Origin of the sequence: Nitrosarchaeum koreense MY1 (genome assembly GCF_000220175.1) — an archaeon.
In the GTDB taxonomy this organism is placed as follows: Archaea; Thermoproteota; Nitrososphaeria; order Nitrososphaerales; family Nitrosopumilaceae; genus Nitrosarchaeum; species Nitrosarchaeum koreense.
Genome location: NZ_AFPU01000001.1, coordinates 237,268 through 262,546, shown reverse-complemented (window position 1 = coordinate 262,546; position 25,279 = coordinate 237,268). Strand labels below are relative to the sequence as shown.

Here is a 25,279-nt window from a genome sequence, read left to right as displayed (position 1 = left end):
TTTTTTAAATATACATAAATAGAGACAAATTCATTTTGCAAATAAGATGAACAACCGTACGTCGTTCGCGCTATTAGCCGTTTTGACTGCAGTCGGTACTTTAACCATATCATCAGCATATGCTCAAGCATGTGTAGGTTGTTACGAACCAGATGCTGGAAGAAAAGCAGCACAACAAATGTTGTTGATGGATATGCCTGTGTCTGTTTGGACAGATAATACAGATTATTCACATGGTGATAAAATTACAGTACACGGTAAAGTAGCAAATGTTTCTGGAATGCCAATAACAGTTACTGTTGTGAATCCATTAAATTCTGTCGTTACAATTGCTCAGATAAATCCTGAAAATGACGGTAGTTTTAAAACGATTCTCAACACAGATGGTGAATTATGGAAACACGATGGTACATACACCATTAAAGTCAACTATGGAAGTGCTTCAAAAAGCAACAAAGTACTTGTTGAGTTAAGTGGTGCAACTTCAGGTAGCTCAAATAATTGTGCCTCTTCAGAAATTTATCTAAAAGGCAATTATTGTGTACCATACACTATTACTGGTGGAATGGTAACAGGTGCAAGCATCAATTCTAACGATAATGCAATTATCGTAAGAATTAACGCAAGTGAAGATGGAACACTCACATTAAACCCAGACAAATCAATTCTTGATGGTATCTTCATGGTACTTGTAGATGGAGAAGAATGGGATGATGTAGAAATCAGTGACAATCAAGTCACAGTCAACTTCTTAGCAGGTGCTCAAAAAATTGAAGTGATAGGTACCTTTGTAATCCCAGAATTTGGTACAATTGCAGTGATGATCTTAGCAGTAGCAATTATCTCAATAATTGCAGTATCTGCAAAGTCAAAACTAAGCATTATGCCAAGATACTAAATTCACAACTTTTTTCATTTTTTCATTTTAGGATAGTAAAGGAAATATACAATCGTACAACAATAATTTTTGTGAAAACTAGAATTATTTTTGTATTTTTAATTTTAGGAATGATTGTCACACTACCAGTTTTTGCTCAGTCCTTAATCACAATAAAAACAAATTCTAATTCATATAAAGAAGGAGATACGGTAGTAATTTCAGGTAATGTAAGTACCATCATAGTAGGCACCCCTATCACATTACAAATTTTCAGTCAAGGTAATTTAGTAGATGTTGCACAATTTAATGTAGCAGAAGACGGAAGTTATTCATATACAATCATTGCCGAGGGTCCATATTGGGCTAAATCTGGGGAATATACTGTAAGAGCGTCATTTGGTGAAGATAATGTTGCAGAAACTCAATTCAATTTTTCACCAAAATCAGACGTGATAGCAACTGACATATTTGAAGTTGATGCTGGCAGTTATGGCACATTTGATGTGAATTATTCTATAAATGGCGGTACTGTAAAAAATATGCTCATAGACAAAGATATCTTTGCATTAATAGTAATAATAGAATCTGAAAATGATGGATCTATCACCTTAGAAATGCCAAGAGATGCATTTGATGCAAAAAAACAAGATCAAACAGATGACACATTCATAATAATAATAGATGGCATAGAAGTGCCATATCAAGAGACTGTAACTAATACAAACTCAAGAATAATTACAATTAATTTTGAAGAAGGTGATTCAGATATCGAAATAATAGGCACTACAATAATTCCAGAATTTGGTACAATTGCAGTGATGATTCTAGCAGTAGGAATCATAACAACAATAATAGTTACAAAAAATAGATTTCAGATTCCTATTTAGAATTTAATCAAAAAGAATATTTTTCTTTAAATGGCGAAACAGAACGTAACTCAGTAGTTACTTTTTTCAAGATACTTACTGTTTCATCTATTTGTTGTTCGTTGTTAAACACACCCAAGGAAAGTCTTAAGGAACCAGTAATTTGTTCATGTGAAAAACCCATTGCTTGTAAAACATGAGACGCTTTTTGGGTGTGAACTGAACATGCAGAACCAGTAGATGCAGCTATACCATACTCATCTAGTTTTATAATCAAGTCTTCACCTGTAACACCAAGAAAAGTAAAATGGGCATTATTTGGTAAACGATTTTCAATGTCACCGTTAAGTGTAACATATGGAATCTCATTGACAATTTTTGCAATAAGGATATCACGAAGTTTTTTCATGTGGGAGATATTCTCAACAAGATGGAGTTTAGCAATCTCACATGCTTTTCCAAATCCTACAATATTTGCCACGTTTTCGGTTCCTGAGCGTAAACCATGTTCTTGACCTCCGCCTAAAATCAGGGGATCTATATCAATTCCATCTCGTATGTATAATGCACCCACACCTTTAGGTCCATTAATTTTATGAGATGAGATAGAAAGTAAATCTATACCTAATTGCTTGACATCAATTGGAGTTTTTCCTACAGCCTGAACAGCATCAGTATGAAATGGAATTTTTTGTTCATTACACAGTTGAGCAATTTTTGCAATTGGCTCAATTGTGCCCATTTCATTATTAGCAAACATTATTGAAACAAGACATACATCATCTGAAAGAGAATTTTTCAGAGTATCTAGATTGACAACACCGCGATTGTCAACAGGCAAATAAAGAACATCAAATCCACTTTTTACTAATTTTTTACACGGTTCTAATATTGCATCATGCTCAATGGAAGAAGTAATTATTTTAGAAGAAGGTTTTTTTGATGCAATTCCCCAAAGCGCCATGTTATTAGATTCTGTCCCACCAGATGTAAGGAAAATTTCTGATGAGTTTGCATTAATCAATGATGCAATTTGTTTTCTAGCTTTTTCTATAGCTTTATGGGCTAATCTACCATAACGATGTATTGATGAAGGATTACCATATTGTTCTTTAAGATATGGTAGCATTGCATCTAAAACATCATCGTGAATTTGTGTGGATGCTGCATTGTCAAGATATATCAATCTGCAATCACATTAATTTTTCCTGGTCTATATCCATCAGGATCTACTTTAACGGATTGAAATCCTATCAATGTTAATTTTTTAGTAATTTCTTCCAAAGCATCACCTTGAAGAAGAGATATTTCATCTTTCTCCACTTCAATTTTTGCAATACCGTTTAGATCTCGTACTCTAACTTGTCTTACATTTGTAATTTGTTTAACAAACGTTTCACTCAATTCAATTCTAGTTAATTTTTCATTTGTTACTCTCTGGCCCCAAGGAATTCGTGAGGCTAGACAGGAATTTGATGGTTTATCATATACGGACAATCCTACAAGTTTTGCGGTTACTCGAATCTCATTTTTGGTAAAATTGGTTTCTACTAAAGGACTTCGAATACCATTGTTTTTTAAGGCTTCAATTCCTGGACGATACTCACCTAAATCATCCAAGTTAGTTCCATCAACAATTAATTCAACATCATGTTTTTTTGCAAGATTAACTAAGTGATCACCTAATTCTAATCTACAATGAAAACAACGATCAGATGAATTCTTTACAAATTCTTCATTTTGGAGCTCATCATAATCTAAAAGAATTTGCTGAATTCCTATTTCTGAACAAATTTGTTTGGCAGTTTCTAGTTCTTCTTTTGACAAGGTTTTGTAGTCTGCAGTAACTGCGATTGCAGATACGCCTAATTTTTGAAATGCAGCATAAGCAACAAGCGCACTATCTACACCTCCAGAAAGAGCTATCATTACCTTTTTCTTTGTTCCAAACCAATCAATGAGATTATCAAGTTTAGTCATAATTAACATCTAATTTCATAATCTCTTTTCTAATCAATGATTCTGTTTCCTTAATTGACTTGTTTAAGATATTTGAGATCAATTTTAAATCATCAAATTCAATTTTAAAATCATTTTTTCCTTTAAAAGATGAAACTTTGTATTTTACTAAAAATTCATTATTATCAAAAATTAGTTTGATATTATGGATTTTTCTTGGCACAATAAAACGATCTGAAGTACTTACACGAATTCCCAAAGTCCCAGTTTCAATTACCAGAAGTTCCATAATTTCATGAAGTGATGCATCATCACATATTACAGATATGAGATTTGTAGGTCTTCCTTTTTTAGTAATACCATTGTAAATGGAAACATCCCTAGCACCTTTATTCATAATTTTTTCAATTAAATTCCCCATGATTTCTCCAGAGACATCATCAACATTAGTTTCTAGAATTTTAACTGAATCTAATTGAAAATTATTTTTTTGATGTCCTTTTACAATCTTTAAAACATTAGAAAATTCATCAAATTCCTTTTTTCCTGCACCATATCCAACAGAGATTATTTCCATGGAAGGATAGAAATCCATTGATGTTTTTGCAAGATGTACAAGTATACTAGCACCTGTAGGAGTAGTTAATTCATCTTTTACTTGGCAACCATGAATTGATAATTTAGAATTTTTCAAGATTTGAATAATTGCACTTGCAGGATTTGACATGGTTCCATGAGAAAAGGTCACAGTTCCTCCACCTACAGCAATTGGCATACAAATAATTTCTTCATCAAATAATGCTAAATCATCCATAGCTATTGCAGTTCCAACAATATCTATCAAAGTATCAATACTAGATGCTTCGTGAAAATGAACTGACTCAAAAGGAAGCCCATGAATTTTAGATTCAGATAAAATTAATGTATCAATACATGATTCTGCAAAGGATTTTGCTTTGTTAGAAAGACCAATCTCATTTGCAGAATCCATAATTGCTTTTTTAATTTCAGTGCCTTTTCTTTCATGAACATGTTCATCAATTTCTAAAAATAATGAAGTGGATTCAATTCCATGTTTATCTATTTTTTTAAAATCAATTTGTTTGATGGTTGAATTTGAAAGAAATTTTTCAGATTGCTTAAGTCCATCAATAATTTTGGTTTTATTTGCACCTAAATCCACTAAAGAACAGAGAATCATATCTCCAGATATGCCTGCAATTTGAGGATCAATAACAATTACCATAGATTAAAAATTATCAAAAATGCATATAAATTCTGTCTAAATAGATAAAAAATTTCATTAGATTTAATTATTGAAAATTTTCAGCTTCTTTCATGATTACAATAATAGGTTCAGGAAAAGTTGGTGGAGATGCAGCACTGTTTTCAGCACTAAAGCGATTAGATGATCAAATACTCTTACTTGATGTGGCAGAAGGATTACCACAAGGTGAAGCAATGGATATCAATCACATGTTATCAGAACAGGGAATAGATGTAGAAGTAAAGGGTTCAAGCAATTTTGAAGATATGAAAGGTTCTAAGATAATAGTCGTTGTAGCAGGTTCTGGAAGAAAACCAGGAATGACAAGAATGGATTTATTAAAAATTAATGCAACCATTGTAAAAAGTGTTGTAGAAAATATCAAAAAATATGCAAATGACTCTATGATAATTCCTGTTACAAACCCACTTGATCCAATGGCATACATTACTTACAAGGTATCAGGATTTGATAGAAGTAGGGTTTTTGGAATGGGTGGAATGTTAGATTTATCCAGATTTAGACAATTTATTCATGAAGCCACAGGACATTCACGTGATTCTATCAGAGCACTTGTAATTGGAGAGCATGGTGAAAACATGTTACCATTGCCAAGATTCTCATCAGTGTCTGGAATTCCACTTTCTTCATTTCTGCCAAAACAAAAACTAGATGAACTTGTACAAAATACAAAACAGGTTGCAGCTAAGGTTATTGAGTTAAAAGGTGCAACAGTACATGCACCTGGAAATGCAATTTCTGCAATGATTGAAGCTGTTGTTAGAGATAGAAAGCAAGTGATACCAGTTGCAACATATCTAGATGGAGAGTACGGTCATTCAGATGTCACAATTGGGGTTCCTGCAGTAATTGGGAAGAAAGGTGTTGAAAAAATAATTGAACTTGACCTAAATGCTGAAGAAAAACAATTATTTGATGCAGGGATACAAAATGTTAAAAGTGCAATTTCAGGCATACAGATCTAAGCATTTTTTTATTCAAACATAGATGAAACATTATTGGAAATTCATGAAATTTTAAAATCATTGGAAAAAGGAAAAATTTCATTAGATAAAGCAAAAAAACTATTATCACTATATTCAATTGAGGAAATAGAAGGTATTGCTAAAATCGATATTAACAGAAGAAAACGTAAAGGAATACCAGAAGTAATTTTTGCAGAAAGTAAAAGAATAGATGAAATTGAAAAAATCATTCAAAAAACACTAGAGAAAACTAATTCAGTAGTAGTTTCAAGAATCAAAAAAGAAGATTATTCAAAAATCTTAGCATTTGCAAAAAAATTAAAAATGAAAATTAAAACTGGAAAAAATTCATCGACTATAGTACTTTTTAAAAAACCAATTGAATTCAAAGGTGGAAAAGTAGGCATATTGGCAGCTGGAACATCAGACATAGGAGTTGCTGAAGAAGCCAGATTAATGTGTGAGGCAATGAATTGTAAATGTATTACAAGCTATGATGTCGGGGTTGCTGGAATTCAAAGAATATTTCCAATTTTAAAAGAAATGGTAAATGAAGAAGTAGATTGTATAATTGTAGTTGCAGGAATGGAAGGAGCACTAGCTACTTTAGTTTCATCGATGGTAGATATTCCAGTAATTGGAATACCGACTTCTGTAGGATACGGGTATGGTGGAAAAGGCATTGCTGCACTGGCTTCAATGTTACAAAGCTGTTCGTTAGGATTATCAGTAGTCAATATAGACAACGGTATTGCTGCTGGTGCAATATCTGCAAATATAGCAAATAGGGCAATACAAAAAAACAGTACAAAGTAACACTAATTGAGAAATTATAGAAAATTATTGGCAAATTTACCTCGTAAATCATATATACCATACTAGAACGAATCTTGTTAATATTGGCTGGAAAACGAATTGTTCTAACTGCTGATCGCAGCTTAATGACAAACTATAGAGGAAATTTTCTTTATGGATTTATTGCCTGTGGACCATATGAAGTTCTTCCAGAATGGGTGTTTGACAAAGTTTTCTGTCCTCCAGTTGAAACAGATCCAATTACAGGAGAATCAAAGGTTGCTCAAGTTGGATTAAGAAGAGTTGAAAGTGCATTACTTCAAGGATACAAACGCGATGAAGTTTTTATTGCAAATCCAGAGATGTTAGAAAAATCAATTGGACCAGATACCAAGGTAGTTGGAATCAATGTGATGGATCCTTTGGGAATGGCGCCAGTTACAACAACAATGTCACCTGAAAAATTATCTTATGTTGCTATGAAATTCAAAAAAATGTGTGCAAATATTATTCAATTAAAAAAGAAATACGATTTTCATGTAGTGGTTGGCGGAAATGGTGCATGGGAACTTGCAAAATCAGATAGAATGCAAATTCATGGAATAGATACTGTAGTCGTAGGGGAAGCTGATGAACTAGCTTTAGATTTATTTCATGATTTAGAAAAAGGCGATGCTCCAGAATTAATGCATTGTTTTGTAAAAAATATACAAAACATTCCAGTTATTGAAGGACCAACAATAAACTCACTCATTGAAGCAATGAGAGGATGTGGTAGAGGGTGTGATTTTTGCGATGTAAATAAAAGATCAAAGAAAGATTTACCATTAGAAAGACTACAATATGAAGCAAAGATCAATTTAGATTACGGATTTGACTCAGTATGGCTCCATTCTGATGAGATGTTACTTTATGGATGTGATAATAGAGACTTTATTCCAAATAGAGATGCCATAACAGAACTTTGGAAAGGACTTAAAGGACTAGGAGCCAATTTTATAGGAACTACACATATGACTTTCTCAGCAGTTGCTGCCGATCCAGAGCTAATGCGACAAATTTCAAAGATTAACAAACAAGATGAAACTGGTAGGTGGCTTGCAACAAATTTAGGAATTGAGACAGTCGCACCAAACATGGTAAAAAAACATCTAGGTGTGAAAACAAGACCATTTGCTCCTGAAGAATGGGGTAGTGTGGTAAGAGAAGGAGCAAAAATTTTGAATGACAATCATTGGTTCCCAGCTGCTACAATCATCATAGGATGGCCAGATGAAACACCAGATGATGTACAATATACTATTGATATGATGAGTGACTTTAGAGAAATGAATTTCAGAGGATTGGTTGCTCCATTGCTTTATCAAGACTTTAGTGAAAAGAATTCTATGCATTTTGGAAATTTGAATGAGGCTCAGTTTACATTATTTTGGAAATGTTGGGAAAATAATCTTCGTGTAATTAATGATATTATTCCAATTATTCTTAGAAATAAGACATATGGTCCACCAATGAAAGTATTCATGTATGGAATTCTAAAAGCAGGCACATGGGCAATAATGAGATATCTAAGAGGATTATGTAAAGATCTATTCAATGGAAGAACTCCAGATGAAATTATTGATAAATATGCAAGAAGTAGATCTGTGACTGCTCCAAAGATTCAAACAAAAAAATTATAGATTTTTAATTGCTTCATCTGCGATAGTATTTCTTTTTGGGGTTAAAGAAATAAAGTAATTTTTATCAGCTCTTTCAATTGCACTTACTTTTTTGAAAGATTTTGAATTAATATCAAATTCATAAATGCCTGTTTCAAGAGTACCTTTAGCATAAATCATAAGATAAGAATCGCCGCTTGAAGGACTAAGTGGAATGAATGCCATGATAAATCCTTTATACGAATTAATAGGCATAGTATTTTTCATGGGTGGTGCAGCAGCTGCCATATACAAGAAAATATCCTCAATTGAATCAAATTCTTCATACTCGATATGCATAAACATCTAGAGTTTGTTTGAATATAATAACTTAGAGTAATAGTTAAGAAAATTATAGAAAAATGTTTTGATTTTTAGAATTTATTATGATTTTTTGTTTTTTTATTTTTAATAATTTTAACACATACAGCTACAGATAGTACTATTACAGCAGTAACAAATGCTATTTGTCCAATTTCAATAGTGTATAAAGAGAAATTAAGTAATCCTTCAGATAACAAAAATTCAAACCTCGTTAAAATTCCAGAAAGAACCATTTTTGAATGATTCCTTCTGGATTGTTGGCGTGCAAACCAATTATTATCATAAAAATAATTTTTGGCATTAAATGTTTGGTTTAATTACAAACTTGAAATTAAGATGATTTTCTTAATTTTGCAGCTCCAATTGCACCTACAGCAGTAATAACAGAAGCAATTACAGCAGTCCATTGCAATAGAGAGTTATCATCTTCAGATTCAGAAATTGGAGTGGAATCAGTTGTTGGAATGATGTCAGGGCAACCGTCTGAATCTTGAAATCCGTTAATAGTTTCAGCTTGAGTTGGGCAAGAATCAATAGAATCTGGAATACCGTCACTGTCAGTGTCAGTTGGTTGGGCTACATCTGGGCAACCGTCTGAATCTTGAAATCCGTTAATAGTTTCAGCTTGAGTTGGGCAAGAATCAATAGAATCTGGAATACCGTCACTGTCAGTGTCAGTTGGTTGGGCTACATCTGGGCAACCGTCTGAATCTTGAAATCCGTTAAATGTTTCAGGAGAACGTGGACAAAGATCTGCAGAATTTACAATTCCATCTTTATCAGAGTCTTGAAGTGTAGTTACATCGGGACAACCGTCTGAATCTTCAATCCCATTAAATGTTTCAGCTTGGGTAGGACATTGATCTATCTTATTATCAATTCCATCATTATCAGTATCTTTTGGCGCTGTTACATCGGGACAACCGTCTGAATCTTCAATCCCATTAAATGTTTCAGCTTGGGTAGGACATTGATCTATCTTATCATCAATTCCATCATTATCAGTATCTTTTGGAGGAACCACATCTGGACAACCGTCTGAATCTTCAAATCCGTTAACTGTCTCATCTTGTGTAGGACAAGAGTCTGAAGAATCTGGAATACCGTCACTGTCAGTGTCAGTTGGAGGAACTACATCTGGACAACCGTCTAAATCTTCAAATCCGTTAACTGTCTCATCTTGTGTAGGACAAGAGTCTGAAGAATCTGGAATACCGTCACTGTCAGTGTCAGTTGGTTGGGCTACATCTGGACAACCGTCTGAATCTTGAAATCCGTTAATAGTTTCAGGATCAGTAGGACAAGAGTCTGAAGAATCTGGAATACCGTCACTGTCAGTGTCAGTTGGTTGGGCTACATCTGGACAACCGTCTGAATCTTGAAATCCGTTAATAGTTTCAGGATCAGTAGGACAAGAGTCTGAAGAATCTTGAATACCGTCACTGTCAGTGTCAGTTGGAGGAACCACATCTGGACAACCGTCTGAATCTTGAAATCCGTTAATAGTTTCAGGATCAGTAGGACAGGAGTCTGAAGAATCTGGAATACCGTCACTGTCAGTGTCTGAGGATTGTGCAAAAATGCTGTTGGGTGATAAAATGATAAGCAGCATAAAACCGAATAAAATTGTATAATTGTTCAATCTTCTTTCCCTATCTCAGCATGGGTCAGATTTACCATATAAAAAACATTAAGAACGTTTTATCGTTTCTGAATTAAAGATAAAAGTTATCAAAAAAATTTAGGTTATTTTCTAGATTTCAAATGTTTGTGAACTTTGAAACCAATCACTGTTGGTGCTGCAATGTACATTCCCAAGTTCAAAGCAATAACAGAGAGTCCCAATCCTAACACTTGCGCATCAGAGCCATCTTCAGCTAGTGTCATAATTGAGAGAGTAGATATCATTGGAGTGATAAATGCTCTTACTGCTTCTTGGAACAATGGATGCTCTCTTTCTAGATCAGCAATTGTTGGTGAGAATGAATAATAGATTTGGTTAAATCCACTCATAAATGCCATTCCAGATGAAGTGCTCATTACAGTATTATCTCTAATCTCTCTTAGGAATTGTACTTGGGGTGCTAATTCAGTTCCATATGCTGCAGTAGCAATCAAACATGCGCCACCTGATTTTTTATCATCATCGACTTTAATCACTTGACATACACCGTTTACCAATTCTGTTCCTTTACCACATACTGGTGGTTCTTCTTCTACTGGTTCTGGAACAATACATTTTCCATTCATTAATTCTTCACCAGGAGGACATTGTATTGGTTCTGGTACATCATCAACACATTTTCCATTAACTAATTTTTGACCTGTTGGACATGTAATTTCTTCAACAACACATTTTCCATTAACTAATTTTTGACCTGTTGGACATGTAATTGGGTTGTTATCACCACCTGAGATGATACCACCATCTCCTCCAGTAAATTTGAATTTAATTTCAGATTTTAATCCAGAAAAATTTGCAAAGACTTTGTAGTCGCCTGGTGCTTTGAATTGTGGACCATCAGCTTTTACAGTTGTTTGAAAAGAACCATCTGTATTAGGATGAACTTGGGCAATTGTAACGATATTGTTATCTGGTGCTCTAACAATAATGGAGACATCACCAGAACCAAGATTTTCAATATTGTTAATCAGACCGCTGATGACTACGATTCCGCCTTGTCCGTAAATGTTAAGATCAGTCTTTAAGTTAAGATTATTTTTTGGGCCTGTTACAACATCTTGGCATTCATTATTTTGCCATATTTGATTAGGGCCACAGGTAATATCCTGACAAACACCATTTTGTTCTATTTGATTATCCCCACATTCTACACTTTGAGCAGATGCATTTCCAATAAATCCATAGGATAATAGAGAAATTGATAATAATACTAGGAAACCCACGAGCTTCATTTTCATTTTGAATCAGGCATGAGGGTATTTATGTATTCAATGAAAGAAAAATTGACCTGATTATACTCGAATTATACCTTTATTGACCAAGTATTGAAGTGATTTTATAAAGTCGTCATCGGAAATTTGTCCATTATACCACCATTTGGCATTATTTTGAATCCAATCAGGAACCATTCTTTCAGAATTTTGATATTCTTTTGGAGAATTGATTATTTTTTCTTTAATCATTTGTTTTAATCCATCAATAATTTCAGAATTAGAAGACCATTGTTTCACATTGTTTTTAATCCAAGCAGGCATATCATGTGAAGCAGTAAACGAAACTAATCCAACGTTAATACCATTATGTAATAACTGAATTTTATAAACACCTGATAAAGAATTTTGATTGATTGAAAATGCAGCACGATAGTTTCCACTATCAGATATCACTGCAGCAAAGTTTTGAACTTCTCCATCTGGACGTATTAATGAGATATTTAATGGAATTCCTCTTTTATGATTACCAATACTACCAGACAAGATTATTTCTTCAGAAGAACCAGATGAGGGAATTGTAATTTTATCAGTACTTAATTGAGGTAAAGTAGAAAATTGTGCTGTTGATTTAGGATTTAACAAGTGAAATATGTTTGAATTACCAGAAGCATCTCTAGAGTCATAATATTTTGCATCAAGACTTCCTCCTGCTGTTGAAATTAGTTTTGTTCCAGCCTTATCACAAATTTGAGATGGCATCTTGAACGTTCCTTCAAATACACCAGTACTAGGTCCAGTCTCAACTAATGTAAAACCAGTAGAAGCAAGTCCTCCATACTCAACTCCATTAACAATACATCGTTTGTAACGAATATCTTTTAGTAAAATTTCTAACAAAATATTTCCTGAATTACCAACTGTATCCACATTTTGAGAATTTGGATCATTATTTACTAGATAAATATCAACAACATCACTTTTCAAATTAAGATCAGAGTCTCTGAGGGTAATTGTCACAGGTTGACCAAATCGATATGTACTTGAACCAGAAGAGATAGTACCCGAATTGGTAGAAATATCAGATTTAGTAGAAGTCGTTGTAATTACTCCAACTTTATCTAAATCAGAATAAGATATGGCAATTCCTTGTTCATCAATCAATCTATTAGTCACAATAAATTTTATTTCATCATCTATTGTTCTTAATGTTTTAATGAAATTAGGATCTAAAATGTTGAGTTGATTAGCTACAGCATATTCAAGAGTACCAACAAATTTTGAAGAGTTATCACTTGTCTCTTCTAATTCAAATCTGTAAATGGCATTATTGATATCATTGTTATTGGATAACCCAAACGAAAAGAAATCAAAAACTATCGGTTGTTTATTTTTTTCTGCAGAAATACTTCCAACTGTGGGAGTGTTATTACTTGAATCAAAATTTATTACAAGATATACAATTCCACTCCTAGTAGATAGTTGCTGAATATCGGCATCATCTAATTGAACAAGTCCATGGGATGAAGACAGATCACCAGAATCAACTATAGTTATTGGTAAAGAACCCAAAGTTCCAAAAGATAGAGTGATTGACGTATCTGTAAAATCTGTGATTCCAAAATCATTTTCAAAAGATCTAAGATCGTAATTTATCCAGTTAGTACCATCGTTATTTGAAATAGATGAATCTATGAAAAGCGATTGTAAGATTGATGCAGAAACACCAAGATTCAATGATAGTTGTTTAAAAGTTGGAATTGCCACATTTGACGTATCAATGAACAATCTTGCAGAGTTTTTGTCAGGTATTGACGAGTTAGATGTATCACCGGCATTTAATGCGGTGGCAGAAGAATGAAACTGTACATCATTTGCATTGCCAAGAGTTGTTGGATTTCCAATCTTTAAGGTAGGAATTAAAGATGAATCTCTAAAAATATCTAAATGATCTCTACTTGCAGAGTTGATATTTTGATCAGAATCTATTAAAGTTACAGGAAATTTTTTGCCTGGTGTAAGTGATTTAGTACCTTCTCCAACAGTCAAGGTAGATTTTATTGAAATTGAAGATGTTGAAGAACCTGTAAGAACAGAAGTAGATTTTTGATTATAGTCTATTTGCCCACTTTGACCTCTTGGGGCGTCAGCAAGAATTCTAACAACAGATTCATCACCATTATCAACACTATCAAAGATTCCAGAGTTTGGACCATTTTCTACTAAAGTAACAATTTTGGAAAATTGATTTCCGGGGATATCATCATCAACAAAAGTACTAGGCTGCTTATCATTTGATGTTAATTCCATTATATTTCCCAAATTAATTGAAAGTTGTCCATTATTTTTAAAACCCAAATTTGAGAGATTAGTGTTCAAATTCACTAATCCAGAAGTACCATTTGCAGAATTTGAACCCGAAGTATCAAATGCTTGGTAAAAAGTAGCAAGGGGGGAATTAACATTAAATGTCCATGAATCTTCATCTGTTGGATCTTGATTTAATTGAAAATCATTTACAGTTAGAAAAACTTGTGAATTCTGAGGATATATTGATCTATCAAGTGTTAGAGAGATGTTTGAACTTTCGTCGTATTCAAGATAAACACTTTGTGGGTTTCCACCGGCATTGTATTGAATTTGGACATCACTAAAAGAGAAGAGTTGAATTAAAGGCCATGCATCAGAATCCAATCCAATTTGACCAGTTGGAATATTGGAGTTGGTGTTAATTGACTGTGGATTTCTTACAACATTGTTAAGATTAGTAGAGCTTGTTAGTGTTCCAGTACACTGATTAAATGATGAAACGCCATTTGTAAAACCAGATAGACCATTGTTGCCTGGGACTGCAAAACCATCAGTTTCAGAAAGAGAGATTCCAAAAACAGATGATGCAGTATCCCTACTACAAAAAACACCAAAGTCTAAGCCTTTACCAGAAGTTGTAGATTGGGTAGAATCAGCTATTTTTGCTTTATCAACATTTGCAAAATATGCATACCAATTGCCATCAGTTGCTTGAATCATTCGTAAGGATTTACCATTAAGTGTGACGTCGGGTTCGCCTTTTCCTTGGTCTGTATCATGAAGATTTGTGTCGCGGATTACAACTTCAACCACCATAGAGCCAGAAAATCGGTTGTTAAATTGAGAGTTCTCTGCTGAAACAAATAGATTAGGATTGCTGGCTGCTTCTACACTAATAATTGGGGTTAACAGTATGGATGAAAAAATGCCAAGTAAAATTACATATTTGTGACTCATCATAAAGAAAAACAACGTTTATCACAAATAATCTTGTCGTATGAATTGCATTTAGAATACTTGTAATACATGAGAGGGTTACCAAGAGGTAGAAATGTTGGAACAAAAAACAAAGGTTTTACAGATTTCATTAGTAGCCATTTTTTCAGCATTTATAGTTGAATTAGTTTTTGGTTTAATTTCGAATAGTCTTGGTCTGATTACAGATAGTATTCATGCCCTATTAGATAGTGTTGTGACTGCAATACTACTTTTAGCTGCTAGATACGCAATAAAACCTCCTGATGAAGAACACACCTATGGTCATGGAAAAATTGAATCGCTTGGAGGACTTATTGGTGGAATTGCTATTTTTCTTATAGCGATATTTTTCATTTATGAATCAATTCACAGATTACAGAATCCAGTACATAATACATTACCTGGCATGTTTGCAATTATTGGTGGATTATACACAATCGGAATTGATATTTTTAGAATAGTTCTTCTTCGAAGATCAATTAAAAAAATTGGAGGGGTTACTCTCAAAGCCGATTTCTATCATGCATTTATGGATCTTGGTTCAACAGTAATTGCAATAGCGGGAATTGTGTTAGTAGTATATGGATTTTATAATGGAGACTTTATTGCCGCATTAATTCTTGGAGTTGTTTTGGTAATACTTAGTTTGAAATTAATTCATAGAACTGCATTAGATTTAACAGATATCATATCACCAGAACTTGTAAAAAAAGTAAAAGAAATTGTCTTGAATACCGAAGGAGTGATAGAAGTTGGAACAATTTTAATGAGAAAATCCGGAGATGTAATATTTACAGATGTCACAATATCTCTAAGAGGCGATACAAGTTTTGATAGAGCACATGAAATCAGCAGTACAGTTGAAAAAAACATTAAAAAGAAATTATCTAACGCGTCAATCACTATTCATTTTGAGCCAAATTGGAAAAACGTGCCTCTAAATGCAAAAATTAACGACATCGCAAAAAGTGTAGAGGGAGTTAAAGAAGTTCATAATATTATATCTCATAAGACTAAAGGAAAGACTTACTCAAATTTACATGTCATGGTAGATAATGAAATCAACCTTGATTCGGCTCATAAAATATCAGAGAAAATTGAACAAAAAATTCAAGAAAACATTCCTGAAATTGAACATGTAACTATTCATCTTGAACCATTTCTAACAGTTCCAAAAAATTTGAATGTAGAAGATAAGATTACAGAAGAAAAGATAAGAGAAATTTTAGAACAATATACTGTAATTAAAAAAATAGGACGAATAGTTTCTTTAAATTTTGAAAATATTCTTAAAATTGATATCGATTGTTCATTTGACAAAGAATTATCTATTGAAAAAGTTCACGATATGACATCTGAAATAGAACATGTCATAAGAACTCAGATTAAAAATGCTGTAATTACAATACATCCAGAACCAGATTAGATTAAGATGCTTGTCAGGTACATAACTAACATGCCTATGGCAAATCCAGAGGCTACAGAAGCACTAGAAAGAGTACTATCTCCCTCATCTCTAATCCATTTCAAAATCACAATAATTACTTGAAATATTGCGCCTGCACCTATTGAAAGAAAGATTATTGATGTAAATGGAGAATATACAAAACCACCAAGCCATGCACCAAAAATAGCTGGAGCGCCTGCAATCATTCCCATGGCGGCTAGTTTTCTAATCATTAATTTTCCTCTAGACATTGGCGCTGCAATTGCAATACCTTCAGTAGTATTGTGCAAAGCAAAGCCCACAATCAAAAATGTACTAAATGCAACAGAACCTAAACCAACAGATGCACCAATTGCTAATCCTTCTCCAAAATTGTGTAGTCCAATTCCAATTGATATCATTAATGCAATTGCAACAGGTTTTGCAAGCTTGGAAGAGTTGGCTCTTGAAACAAGTTTGTTTCCTGAATAAAGCAATCCTAGAAAAGATAATACAATTACTGTTGCAATAAGCAAAATTCCATTGAAGCTTCCAGCTAGACTTTCATTTGATACGTCTACTGCTTCTTCAATTGAATCAATTGCCAAGAAAAATAACAATCCTGCAGTTAATGCCAAAAAGAAATGGAATTTTTGTTTGCTAATTTTCTTAATGAAAGGAAGCCAAAGTAATCCTATCATTATAGGTATTATTCCAACATAAGTTCCAATTATTGCAAAAAATATTGCAAGATCTATAGTTGGCTCTAGTGCAGGAGCTGCTGCTTCTATCTCTTTTTCAAATCGTGTTCCATCACCTATAGTAATTCCAATGATGTATGGTTCAGCCTCATTCCATTCAAATGGAATTCTAACCAGAGCTGATTCGAATCGTTCAAGAAACCTATCTGGTTCTACTGCGGCAGGTTGAATTCTATCATTGACATCTGCCATTGATATCTCAACTGGAATTGGTCCAGTGTTTCTTACGGTTGCTCGAATTTCAGAATCATGAAAATCTACTTTTTCAATAGTTATTTCAGGTAATGGTATTCCTAAATCTAACAAATCAGCACCAGGTCCGAAAATATAGGCCATCATAATGATTACAAATGCAAATGGAATTAAGCCACTAACAATAATCTTGATTTTAGATGAATTATCACTAAGTTCCATATTCTACCTTCTGAGAATTCTTGTCAGGATTATCCTTTACAAGAAATATTCCAACCCATCCTTTTTCAGAGAACTCTACCTTATGGGCATGAAATAGATATTTTCCAGGATATTCGTATTCAAATTCCATAATGCCACGTTCAGTTTGTGATAATGTTATCATGTCAGTGTAAAATGATGGAACAAGATCAGTTCCTGTTGGATAATACTTATACAAATTACCATGAAGATGTAAATTGTTTATTGGATCAAATTCTACCATATTAACAACATAGACTCGAATCAATTCGTTGGTGTTAATCTGGATTGGATGGTGTTGATAATAAAATGGGATAGTATTTACGGCATAAAAATTATTTTCAGTGTCAAAATCAGTATCCAACCCATTTAAGACCATCACCATTTCGTCAGCGGGTGAACGTTTTTCCTTAGGATCAACAATGAAGACACCATAAAGACCATGAACTATGTGTTCTTCAAGTGGCATCACATGACAATGATAAGGATGAACACCAACAGGACCAGCTTCAAATTCATAAATAAATTGGCCGCCATTACCACCTACAGGTTCAAAAACACCATCCATTCCAGCTGGATGAATTCCATGAAAATGTATAGTATGTTCTTTTGAACCATTATTTATGAAATGAACTCTAACAAGGTCACCTTCAGTAGCTCTTATTGTAGGACCAGGAACAGTTCCATTAAAAGTCCAAACATTGTAAAATATTCCAGGAGAAATTTCTTGAATCTTATCATCTTCTGCGATTATTGTATAATCACGAATTGTTTGTCCAGTTTCAGATACCGATAATCTTCCATACTCAAAATTTCTTAAATATTCATCTGGATCAAACTCTACAGATGATACAGTGTAAAGCGGATCAAGTACTTCACCAGATGTCGTTACAACTGCACCAGAATGAGTAACAAATGTTTTCTGCTCGGATTGAGCCTCAGATATTGCTGGAAAAATCATTATTATTGAAATTCCAAAAATTACAAAAATTACTAGGATCATAACGTTCGAACGATTAAATTTCAAGTATAATCATCATGCAGGATTTGTTTATTTAAAAGTTAGCCTAGGCTAACTTTTTTAGCACAATCTAACTTTTGGTTATAGAATGAATTCAAGTCAAAAAAAAATTAGGTTTAAACTAAAGAATATCACAAGCAGAACATGCAAAGAACCGGTATTTTTTTTGTGATTGTGGGAGGTATAGTATGTACAGGAATAATTTTGTCATTTTATGGAAATCAAGTAATTTTTGAGGATTTGATCAAGGGAGAAGGACAAATTAAGGTCGGAGAAAGTTTGACAATTCCAGCTGAGTTAGATAATGAGACACAAAATGGAATATATGCAATTCAAATAATGGATTCTAAAGGAATTAAAGCAAAAATACTAGATCCATTTGATGTTGAAATAGAATCACAATCAATCAATGAAGAAGACTTTGAAGGGCAGTTCAAAATTACTACATCTGGCACATACAAATTAGTTATCGAAAATACAAATGATAAAGAAATTAAGATCTTTGGAGTCATAGGACCAGAACCTGACGCAGGTAAGAAATCATTAGGATTTATTTCTCTATATGTTCTCATAGTTGGATTAATTGGAATGATTATTGTTCCAATGTATGCAATAAAAAATCGTAAGAGATCTTTTAGTTAAGATAGCTATCCATTTTTTCTAAGCCTTCAATTGTTGCATTAAAGGTATCACTGTTTTCTACGATTTGAGTTAATTTTTCAGTATTTGCAGAAAAGACAAATTTTCCATTAATTGAATTTTTAAAAATAAACCCTTTTTCAATTAAGTAAGAAAGTCTTTCCAAAACATCACTTTCAGAAATAGATGATTTTTCTGCTAAGAAAGAACATTCCTTTTCACTATCTTCTAGTTCAGCTAAAATGGATGAGGTTACAGGATCAAACATGCAGTCAACTACTTTTTCGCGATCAAATGTATCATCCATTTTATTCCTAAATGTTCATGTGAATTTATAACTTATCTAATTCAAAATTATAGTCATTAGAATACCAATAAGATAATTAATAAAAAAAATAATTGCAAATAATGCAAAAGTTATGTCTCAAAGACCCTTCTGGAAAAGGAGAACATTGTTTCTGTATTGAAATTGATGCTCAAAGAGGAGTGAAAAAGTGCTGTAAATGTAGTCAATGGAATGTACACGGTAGAAACTGGACAGAAGATTCAGACTTTAGATAAATTTGAAAGTATTATGTGCATATTAGATCGTGACTAAAATAGACCTAAAGAGATACAAATTAGGAATAATCATTATCAATTCCTAATTGAAATGCTTTGAATTGACGCCTAGCATGGTTTTTATCGGGGTAACTAAGAATTTTGGAATACTTGAGTACTCAAGAATATAGACACATTGTTAGGATTGTGGGGAATGACATTCCAGGAGCTAAAAAGGCTATTGTCGGATTAACCCAGATTAAAGGAATTGGATATAATTTTGCTACTGCAATTTTAGATACTTTAAAAATTAACACTAATACAAACATCGGTTTTCTATCTGAAGCCAATGTTGAATCAATTGAAAAATTAATTACTAATCCCATAGCAGGAAATTTTCCAGCATGGTTTCTTAACAGAAGAAAGGATATAGAAACTGGAGCAAATATGCATCTGTTAACATCAGATATTCCTTTTACATTAAGAAATGATATCGAAAGAGAAAGGATCACAAACAGTTGGAGAGGTTATCGTCACATGTATGGATTAAAAGTTAGAGGACAATGTACTAGAACTACAGGCAGAAAAGGAGGAGCTGTTGGAGTTGCAAAAGCTGGTAAAGCAGCACCTGCAGCAGCAGCCGCAGCAGCACCTGCAGCAGCAGCCGCAGCAGCACCTGCAGCTGGTGCAACAGCAACAGCAAAACCTGCAGCAGCTAAACCATCTGAAGAAAAGAAAGCAGCACCTGCGGAGAAAAAGAAATAGGTGAATTGATTGGGAGATCCTAAATATCCAAGACGTATGTGGCGAAAACCAAAAAGACCACTAAATTACGAATTAAAAATGGATGAATTAAAAACTCTTGGAACTTTTGGTTTAAGATCAAAAAGAGAATTATGGAAAGCTCATACAGAGTTATCTCGAGTTAGACATCAAGCAAGATCACTACTTGCATTAAGACAAGAAATTAGATTAGAAAAAGAACCAATTTTGATGAAATCATTATCAAGAATTGGACTGGTAAGTAATGAATCAACATTAGATGATGTGTTGAATCTCCAAGTTAACGATTTACTTTCGCGTAGACTACAAACAATTGTAACAAGAAAATTCGGATTTAAAACACCTTATCAAGCAAGGCAAGCAGTAATTCATGGACACATAATGATTGGAGATAGAAAGGTAGACATCCCATCATATATTGTAACACTTGAAGAGGAAAAGAATATTCACTTTTCACCTGAATCTAACATTCCAAGTATGTTAGAAAGTACTAAAAAACCAGAAACAACTCAAGAAGTTAATTCAGACATAGATGCAGCCAAAGAATCTGAAGATGCCGTAGAAAGTTCTTCAACCAAATAATAATAAAAAACAAGTCTAACAGTAAATAACCCCTCACATTATAAAATAGATCAACTATGTGTTCAATTATCGGGTATTATGGAAATGAAGTAGCAGCACCCATAATAGTCAAAGGATTAAGGAGAATGGAATATCGAGGATATGATAGTGTAGGGGTTGCAACTGAATCAAATAGTCAAATTGAATTAAAAAAAGGAACTGGAAAAGTAGAGGAGGTAAATTCCAAGATTCAACTTGATTCATTACCTGGAAAAATTGGAATAGGCCATACTAGATGGGCAACTCATGGAAAAGTTACAGATGTCAATGCACATCCACATCCTAGCAATTCTGGAAAATTAGCAATAGTACACAATGGAATTATAGAGAATTTTGAAGAATTAAAAAAACAATTAGAAAAAGAGGGATATATTTTCAAAAGCGAAACAGATAGCGAAGTAATAGCTAATCTTCTTCAAAAAAATTATGAGAAGATCAAGAATGTCAAAGATGCAATAATCAAAACAGTATCAGAGTTGAAAGGGAATTATGCATTTGTTGCAATGTTTGAGAATGGTCAAATGGCTGCTGCAAGATTCCATGAACCATTAATTGTAGGAATCGGAAAAAACAGCTATTTTCTATCAAGTGATGTTTTAGGATTCATTGAACAAACAGATAATGCAATATACATTGAAAATGGAAATTTTGTTTTAATTGAAAAAGATAAATTGGAAATTTTTGATTTTAATGGAAATATTGTAAAACAACAGATTACTAAAGTATCAAAAGAATTTGCAGATGCATACAAAGGAGATTATGCACATTTTACATTAAAAGAAATTTCAGAACAACCTGATATCATATTCAAATCAGGAGAGAATACTAAAAATGCCATAAAAAATGCAGGAAATCATATTAAAAATTCAAATAATATCTACATAACAGGAAGCGGAACTAGTTATAATGCAGCGCTAATAGCAAAACAAATCTTAGCAAAATATGCAAAAATTAAGGTAGACACCATAATTTCAAGTGAATTACAATTTTCATCTCAGATAATTGAACCAGAGTCAACATTAATTGCAATTTCTCAAAGTGGTGAAAGTGCAGATGTGTTAGAAGCTGTGAATATTGCTAAAAAAGAGAAATGCAAGATCATATCCATAGTAAATTCGCTTACATCATCTTTGGCAAGAGAATCAGACTTCATTATTGGCATGAATTGTGGTCCAGAGATAGGAGTTGCTGCAACAAAAAGTTTCACATCACAAATTATTATAATATACAAATTAGTAGAAGTGATTTGTAATGGAAATTTTGTTATAGATTATAAAGAAATTTCAAATGCAATTTCAAAGATTCTTGAAAATCATGCTCAAGTAAGAAACATTGCTAAGGAAATTAAAGAAATCTCAGATATTTACGTTTTAGGTAGAGGAGTTCATTATCCAATAGCTATAGAATCAGCTTTGAAGTTAAAAGAACTCACATACATTCATGCAGAAGGAATTGCTGGAGGGGAATTAAAACACGGGCCTCTGGCACTTATGGATTCCAATGTTTTTGTAATAATAATTAATCCAAAGGATTCTACATATTCGGATACATTAACGAGTGCTAGAGAAATTAAAGCACGTGGTGCAAAGATAATCGGCATATCAGATGAAAAAAGCGATGTTTATGATTATTGGATAGAAATTCCAAAAACTAGTGAATTGACCTATCCAATTTCAGAAACAATTCCAATACAATTGTTATCATATTATGCTGCAATTGAAAAAGATACAGATCCAGATTATCCAAGGAATTTGGCTAAATCAGTCACAGTGAAGTAAAAAGTCTATGGTACTCTTTTTCGGCTAATGGTAAAAAATTAGATGCATTGCTTCCAGTTTTGATCATTGACGCAATCATACTACCGCCTGCACCAACTCCTTCTTTTGCATATCCTTGTGAGAATGCTTTTAGTCCAGAAAACTTTGAATTTACAAGTCCAGGGTTTACAGCTATTGCCGGTATATCAGCAATTTCTGAAACAAGTGATTTAAAATTTGCACTTTCATCATCAATGATATAGGAAGTAGTTCCAATAGCAGTGTTTTGTTCATTGAAACCAATTTTTGAGGCAAATGCCAATACGGCAGTCATTTGTGTACCACCCGCCAACATTACTTTGGTCACTTCAGATGCTGAGCTTAACATACCAGTTACAAAAGCAATCATAGGATCACCAACTTCAGATATTATATGATAGGGATTGTTTGAAGTTATTCTTTCTAATGCAGTATTTACAATTTGATTTTTTAGTTCTACAGGATTATTTGGGATACTAGAGCTTACATTAGCTTTGAATCCTAATCCACGCAATACAGCAAGTGCAGTGGTTGTACCACCCGGAATACTTTCGCCTATAATCAAACAATCAGTCATTGAAGCTAAAGTTCTTCCCACCATTCTACCATAATCTACTGCCAGCGATACTTGAGAATTATTCATTGCAGATTCAACTGAAATATTTTGTCCATGTAACAAATCGGTTTGTATAAAAGGCAGTTGGGGAGAAATCTTACTTCCAGCATTAATTACTATATGTGGAATGCTACATGATTCTAATGCTGTCTTTGTAAGTAAACCAGGTGTAGGTTTACCGTCAGGGGTCATTGGAATTTTATCTATAGTTTTACAATAACCATAGTAAAGATATTCTGCGTCTGCCGGAGGAGTAAATTTTATTGAATCTTTGTCAGCACCAGCAAATGTTATGCCGGGGATTTCACAAGTCTCAGTATAAGATATTGCAAGTGAGAATAAAAAATTTCCAGATTTAACACCATCAACAAAATCTTGGGCTTTCTTCACATTACCAAAAAATTCAAAATCATCTAAATAGCTCATTGTCCCATCATGTCAAGAAACTCTTGTTCAGTTCGTTTTTGCATGACAAAATTAGTCAACTTTTCTTTTCCAATAGTAGATGTTAAAGAATTTCCATAATTATGTCCACAGTAAAGGATTAGATCGTCATTTAATGAATAAAGAACATCAAAAAGACTGTGATACAATTCTTTGGCACTTCCTCCAGGTAGATCTATTCGTCCACAATTTCCTACAAAAAGAGTATCGCCAGAAAAAATTTTCCCATCTCCAATTAAACACATACTATCTTTTGAATGACCTGGAGTGTGTAAAACAGTCAACTTTGAATTCCCAAATTCAATTACATCGCCATCTTTTACAGCAATATCATGTTTTAATTCTGATTTTTCATGCTGAATTATTTGTGCATTGGTTAATTTCACCATACCCTCATTTCCTAGAGTATGATCAAAATGATGGTGAGTGTTTATGACATATTTTATTTTTAAATTATTTCGTTGGATGATTTGTTCAATTTGTTCAAGATCCCAAGAAGGGTCAATCACTATAGCCTCATCGGTCTCTTCATCCTCTACGACATAAGTAAAATTCTGCATGTTCCCAACTTGAATTTGATGTACTTTCATAATACTCCCTCTTCAGCCTCTGGAGGAATTCCTATCTTTTCTGCATATAATTCACCAGTCAAATCTTTTCTTTTTGGTATACCCTGTTTCATTTTATGAAATGTTACTGTCATATCAGATTTTACAAAAATATTTGCAGTTTCTCCTGTTTGTGGATCCAATCCAGATGGAACATCTACTGCAAACTTGAAGCAACTAGAATTGTTAATGTAATTAATTGCAGATACATATGGCTCCCTAATTTCACCAGATATTCCAGTACCCAATATTGCATCAATAATTACATCTGGAATAAAATCAAAATGTAAATTATCACCGCTAAGTAATTTTACAGAAGGCATTTTTTTTAAAATAGACCAATTCCAAGAACTTTCTTCAGTTTTTATTTTATCAGGAGATCCTAAAAGTTGTATTGTCACTATAGCTCCATATCCGGAAAGATGTCTTGCCATAACTAAACCATCACCGCCATTATTACCCATACCCACAAAAATCAAAATATTTTTTGACGTGACATCAAATTTTTCAACTAATCGTCGTACAGCTGCAGCTCCTGCATTTTCCATCATAAATTTTTTTAAAAAACCCATAGCATGACCATTATTTTCTATTTGATACATTTGATCTACAGTTATCTCCATAATATAGAA

General features: G+C 33.2%; 25 protein-coding genes. 11 read left to right on the top strand and 14 right to left on the bottom strand.

Annotation, left to right across the window (positions count from 1 at the left end; genetic code table 11):
- The first annotated feature begins 46 nt into the window (after positions 1 to 46).
- Both MY1_RS01455 and MY1_RS01450 read left to right on the top strand, forming a co-directional pair.
- Positions 47 to 898 (top strand): PEFG-CTERM sorting domain-containing protein, encoded by an 852-nt coding sequence (locus MY1_RS01455; protein WP_370464190.1) that lies wholly within the window; start codon positions 47 to 49, stop codon positions 896 to 898.
- 71 nt (positions 899 to 969) lie between these two features.
- Positions 970 to 1,767 (top strand): PEFG-CTERM sorting domain-containing protein, encoded by a 798-nt coding sequence (locus tag MY1_RS01450; protein ID WP_007549729.1) that lies wholly within the window; start codon positions 970 to 972, stop codon positions 1,765 to 1,767.
- Between the two features lie 7 nt (positions 1,768 to 1,774).
- Here MY1_RS01450 and MY1_RS01445 read toward each other — a convergent pair whose 3' ends face one another.
- Genes MY1_RS01445 through larC form a run of 3 tightly spaced genes read right to left on the bottom strand, consistent with a single transcriptional unit; the run spans position 1,775 to position 4,951 of the window.
- Positions 1,775 to 2,932 carry a cysteine desulfurase family protein gene (locus MY1_RS01445; RefSeq protein ID WP_007549728.1) on the bottom strand — a complete coding sequence of 386 codons (1,158 nt, stop codon included), beginning with the start codon at positions 2,930 to 2,932 and terminating at the stop codon, positions 1,775 to 1,777.
- Positions 2,929 to 3,726 carry an ATP-dependent sacrificial sulfur transferase LarE gene (gene larE / locus MY1_RS01440; RefSeq protein ID WP_048110256.1) on the bottom strand — a complete coding sequence of 266 codons (798 nt, stop codon included), beginning with the start codon at positions 3,724 to 3,726 and terminating at the stop codon, positions 2,929 to 2,931. Before larE ends, MY1_RS01445 begins: the two co-directional genes overlap by 4 nt.
- Entirely contained in the window at positions 3,719 to 4,951 is a 1,233-nt protein-coding gene (gene larC, locus MY1_RS01435) for a nickel pincer cofactor biosynthesis protein LarC (protein WP_007549724.1), read from the bottom strand. The genes larE and larC overlap by 8 nt, the downstream gene beginning before the upstream one ends.
- A gap of 92 nt (positions 4,952 to 5,043) precedes the next feature.
- On the opposite strand from larC, the gene MY1_RS01430 reads away from it, so the two are divergent.
- From MY1_RS01430 to MY1_RS01420, 3 genes are all read left to right on the top strand, one after another.
- A complete protein-coding gene (locus tag MY1_RS01430; protein ID WP_007549722.1) occupies positions 5,044 to 5,958 on the top strand; it encodes a malate dehydrogenase in 915 nt (304 codons plus the stop codon).
- 33 nt (positions 5,959 to 5,991) lie between these two features.
- On the top strand, positions 5,992 to 6,774 hold the full coding sequence (gene larB / locus MY1_RS01425) for a nickel pincer cofactor biosynthesis protein LarB (RefSeq protein ID WP_007549720.1): 783 nt from the start codon (positions 5,992 to 5,994) through the stop codon (positions 6,772 to 6,774).
- Positions 6,775 to 6,899: 125 nt separating this feature from the next.
- The gene (locus tag MY1_RS01420; RefSeq protein ID WP_007549719.1) at positions 6,900 to 8,435 is read left to right on the top strand and encodes a B12-binding domain-containing radical SAM protein; all 1,536 of its coding nucleotides are present in this window, start codon (positions 6,900 to 6,902) and stop codon (positions 8,433 to 8,435) included.
- On the opposite strand, the gene MY1_RS01415 is transcribed toward MY1_RS01420, so the two are convergent.
- The 5 genes from MY1_RS01415 to MY1_RS01395 all read right to left on the bottom strand — a co-directional run bounded on the left by MY1_RS01415 (position 8,430) and on the right by MY1_RS01395 (position 14,939).
- Positions 8,430 to 8,753, bottom strand: a complete 324-nt coding sequence (locus MY1_RS01415) for a hypothetical protein (protein WP_048109370.1) — start codon at positions 8,751 to 8,753, stop codon at positions 8,430 to 8,432. The two genes, MY1_RS01420 and MY1_RS01415, sit on opposite strands and share 6 nt — an antisense overlap.
- 74 nt (positions 8,754 to 8,827) lie before the next feature.
- A complete protein-coding gene (locus MY1_RS01410; protein ID WP_048109368.1) occupies positions 8,828 to 9,010 on the bottom strand; it encodes a hypothetical protein in 183 nt (60 codons plus the stop codon).
- A gap of 98 nt (positions 9,011 to 9,108) precedes the next feature.
- Positions 9,109 to 10,389 (bottom strand): thrombospondin type 3 repeat-containing protein, encoded by a 1,281-nt coding sequence (locus tag MY1_RS01405; RefSeq protein WP_007549716.1) that lies wholly within the window; start codon positions 10,387 to 10,389, stop codon positions 9,109 to 9,111.
- A 134-nt stretch (positions 10,390 to 10,523) separates the two neighbouring features.
- Positions 10,524 to 11,699, bottom strand: a complete 1,176-nt coding sequence (locus MY1_RS01400) for an EB domain-containing protein (protein WP_048109366.1) — start codon at positions 11,697 to 11,699, stop codon at positions 10,524 to 10,526.
- A gap of 54 nt (positions 11,700 to 11,753) precedes the next feature.
- Entirely contained in the window at positions 11,754 to 14,939 is a 3,186-nt protein-coding gene (locus MY1_RS01395; RefSeq protein WP_048110253.1) for a hypothetical protein, read from the bottom strand.
- Between the two features lie 94 nt (positions 14,940 to 15,033).
- Here MY1_RS01395 and MY1_RS01390 point away from each other — a divergent pair, with 94 nt between their 5' ends.
- The gene (locus MY1_RS01390; RefSeq protein ID WP_007549711.1) at positions 15,034 to 16,386 is read left to right on the top strand and encodes a cation diffusion facilitator family transporter; all 1,353 of its coding nucleotides are present in this window, start codon (positions 15,034 to 15,036) and stop codon (positions 16,384 to 16,386) included.
- Here the strand turns inward: MY1_RS01390 and MY1_RS01385 are convergent.
- Both MY1_RS01385 and MY1_RS01380 read right to left on the bottom strand, forming a co-directional pair.
- Positions 16,383 to 17,561: a ZIP family metal transporter gene (locus MY1_RS01385; RefSeq protein ID WP_048109364.1), complete on the bottom strand. Its 1,179-nt coding sequence runs from the start codon at positions 17,559 to 17,561 to the stop codon at positions 16,383 to 16,385. The two genes, MY1_RS01390 and MY1_RS01385, sit on opposite strands and share 4 nt — an antisense overlap.
- Positions 17,551 to 18,582, bottom strand: coding sequence for a multicopper oxidase domain-containing protein (locus MY1_RS01380; RefSeq protein WP_007549709.1), 1,032 nt, complete (start codon positions 18,580 to 18,582; stop codon positions 17,551 to 17,553). Before MY1_RS01380 ends, MY1_RS01385 begins: the two co-directional genes overlap by 11 nt.
- Before the next feature lie 162 nt (positions 18,583 to 18,744).
- Here MY1_RS01380 and MY1_RS01375 point away from each other — a divergent pair, with 162 nt between their 5' ends.
- Positions 18,745 to 19,242 (top strand): hypothetical protein, encoded by a 498-nt coding sequence (locus MY1_RS01375; protein WP_007549707.1) that lies wholly within the window; start codon positions 18,745 to 18,747, stop codon positions 19,240 to 19,242.
- Here the strand turns inward: MY1_RS01375 and MY1_RS01370 are convergent.
- Positions 19,235 to 19,546, bottom strand: a complete 312-nt coding sequence (locus MY1_RS01370) for a hypothetical protein (RefSeq protein WP_007549705.1) — start codon at positions 19,544 to 19,546, stop codon at positions 19,235 to 19,237. The genes MY1_RS01375 and MY1_RS01370 overlap by 8 nt on opposite strands.
- Positions 19,547 to 19,647: 101 nt before the next feature.
- Here MY1_RS01370 and MY1_RS09770 point away from each other — a divergent pair, with 101 nt between their 5' ends.
- The 4 genes from MY1_RS09770 to glmS all read left to right on the top strand — a co-directional run bounded on the left by MY1_RS09770 (position 19,648) and on the right by glmS (position 22,961).
- Entirely contained in the window at positions 19,648 to 19,800 is a 153-nt protein-coding gene (locus MY1_RS09770; RefSeq protein ID WP_007549704.1) for a hypothetical protein, read from the top strand.
- A gap of 150 nt (positions 19,801 to 19,950) precedes the next feature.
- Positions 19,951 to 20,544, top strand: coding sequence for a 30S ribosomal protein S13 (locus MY1_RS01365; protein WP_048109362.1), 594 nt, complete (start codon positions 19,951 to 19,953; stop codon positions 20,542 to 20,544).
- A 9-nt stretch (positions 20,545 to 20,553) separates the two neighbouring features.
- Positions 20,554 to 21,144 (top strand): 30S ribosomal protein S4, encoded by a 591-nt coding sequence (locus MY1_RS01360; protein ID WP_007549701.1) that lies wholly within the window; start codon positions 20,554 to 20,556, stop codon positions 21,142 to 21,144.
- Positions 21,145 to 21,200: 56 nt separating this feature from the next.
- The gene (gene glmS / locus MY1_RS01355; RefSeq protein ID WP_048109360.1) at positions 21,201 to 22,961 is read left to right on the top strand and encodes a glutamine--fructose-6-phosphate transaminase (isomerizing); all 1,761 of its coding nucleotides are present in this window, start codon (positions 21,201 to 21,203) and stop codon (positions 22,959 to 22,961) included.
- Here the strand turns inward: glmS and cobT are convergent.
- From cobT to MY1_RS01340, 3 genes are read right to left on the bottom strand one after another with little or no spacing between them, the layout of a single operon-like run.
- Positions 22,948 to 24,021 carry a nicotinate mononucleotide-dependent phosphoribosyltransferase CobT gene (cobT, locus tag MY1_RS01350; RefSeq protein WP_007549699.1) on the bottom strand — a complete coding sequence of 358 codons (1,074 nt, stop codon included), beginning with the start codon at positions 24,019 to 24,021 and terminating at the stop codon, positions 22,948 to 22,950. The two genes, glmS and cobT, sit on opposite strands and share 14 nt — an antisense overlap.
- Positions 24,018 to 24,629, bottom strand: coding sequence for a hydroxyacylglutathione hydrolase family protein (locus tag MY1_RS01345; protein WP_007549697.1), 612 nt, complete (start codon positions 24,627 to 24,629; stop codon positions 24,018 to 24,020). The genes cobT and MY1_RS01345 overlap by 4 nt, the downstream gene beginning before the upstream one ends.
- A complete protein-coding gene (locus tag MY1_RS01340; RefSeq protein ID WP_007549695.1) occupies positions 24,626 to 25,270 on the bottom strand; it encodes an NAD(P)H-hydrate epimerase in 645 nt (214 codons plus the stop codon). The genes MY1_RS01345 and MY1_RS01340 overlap by 4 nt, the downstream gene beginning before the upstream one ends.
- Between the last annotated feature and the right edge of the window lie 9 nt (positions 25,271 to 25,279).

Excerpts from the sequence above, each read along its gene's own strand:
- MY1_RS01455 (WP_370464190.1), top strand. The coding sequence starts at position 47 with ATGAACAACCGTACGTCGTTCGCGCTATTAGCCGTTTTGACTGCAGTC.
- larE (WP_048110256.1), bottom strand. The coding sequence starts at position 3,726 with ATGACTAAACTTGATAATCTCATTGATTGGTTTGGAACAAAGAAAAAG.
- larC (WP_007549724.1), bottom strand. The coding sequence starts at position 4,951 with ATGGTAATTGTTATTGATCCTCAAATTGCAGGCATATCTGGAGATATG.
- MY1_RS01430 (WP_007549722.1), top strand. The coding sequence starts at position 5,044 with ATGATTACAATAATAGGTTCAGGAAAAGTTGGTGGAGATGCAGCACTG.
- MY1_RS01420 (WP_007549719.1), top strand. The coding sequence starts at position 6,900 with ATGACAAACTATAGAGGAAATTTTCTTTATGGATTTATTGCCTGTGGA.
- MY1_RS01415 (WP_048109370.1), bottom strand. The coding sequence starts at position 8,753 with ATGCATATCGAGTATGAAGAATTTGATTCAATTGAGGATATTTTCTTG.
- MY1_RS01410 (WP_048109368.1), bottom strand. The coding sequence starts at position 9,010 with ATGGTTCTTTCTGGAATTTTAACGAGGTTTGAATTTTTGTTATCTGAA.
- MY1_RS01405 (WP_007549716.1), bottom strand. The coding sequence starts at position 10,389 with ATGCTGCTTATCATTTTATCACCCAACAGCATTTTTGCACAATCCTCA.
- MY1_RS01400 (WP_048109366.1), bottom strand. The coding sequence starts at position 11,699 with ATGAAAATGAAGCTCGTGGGTTTCCTAGTATTATTATCAATTTCTCTA.
- MY1_RS01395 (WP_048110253.1), bottom strand. The coding sequence starts at position 14,939 with ATGAGTCACAAATATGTAATTTTACTTGGCATTTTTTCATCCATACTG.
- MY1_RS01390 (WP_007549711.1), top strand. The coding sequence starts at position 15,034 with ATGTTGGAACAAAAAACAAAGGTTTTACAGATTTCATTAGTAGCCATT.
- MY1_RS01385 (WP_048109364.1), bottom strand. The coding sequence starts at position 17,561 with ATGGAACTTAGTGATAATTCATCTAAAATCAAGATTATTGTTAGTGGC.
- MY1_RS01380 (WP_007549709.1), bottom strand. The coding sequence starts at position 18,582 with ATGATCCTAGTAATTTTTGTAATTTTTGGAATTTCAATAATAATGATT.
- MY1_RS01375 (WP_007549707.1), top strand. The coding sequence starts at position 18,745 with ATGCAAAGAACCGGTATTTTTTTTGTGATTGTGGGAGGTATAGTATGT.
- MY1_RS01370 (WP_007549705.1), bottom strand. The coding sequence starts at position 19,546 with ATGGATGATACATTTGATCGCGAAAAAGTAGTTGACTGCATGTTTGAT.
- MY1_RS09770 (WP_007549704.1), top strand. The coding sequence starts at position 19,648 with ATGCAAAAGTTATGTCTCAAAGACCCTTCTGGAAAAGGAGAACATTGT.
- glmS (WP_048109360.1), top strand. The coding sequence starts at position 21,201 with ATGTGTTCAATTATCGGGTATTATGGAAATGAAGTAGCAGCACCCATA.
- cobT (WP_007549699.1), bottom strand. The coding sequence starts at position 24,021 with ATGAGCTATTTAGATGATTTTGAATTTTTTGGTAATGTGAAGAAAGCC.
- MY1_RS01345 (WP_007549697.1), bottom strand. The coding sequence starts at position 24,629 with ATGAAAGTACATCAAATTCAAGTTGGGAACATGCAGAATTTTACTTAT.
- MY1_RS01340 (WP_007549695.1), bottom strand. The coding sequence starts at position 25,270 with ATGGAGATAACTGTAGATCAAATGTATCAAATAGAAAATAATGGTCAT.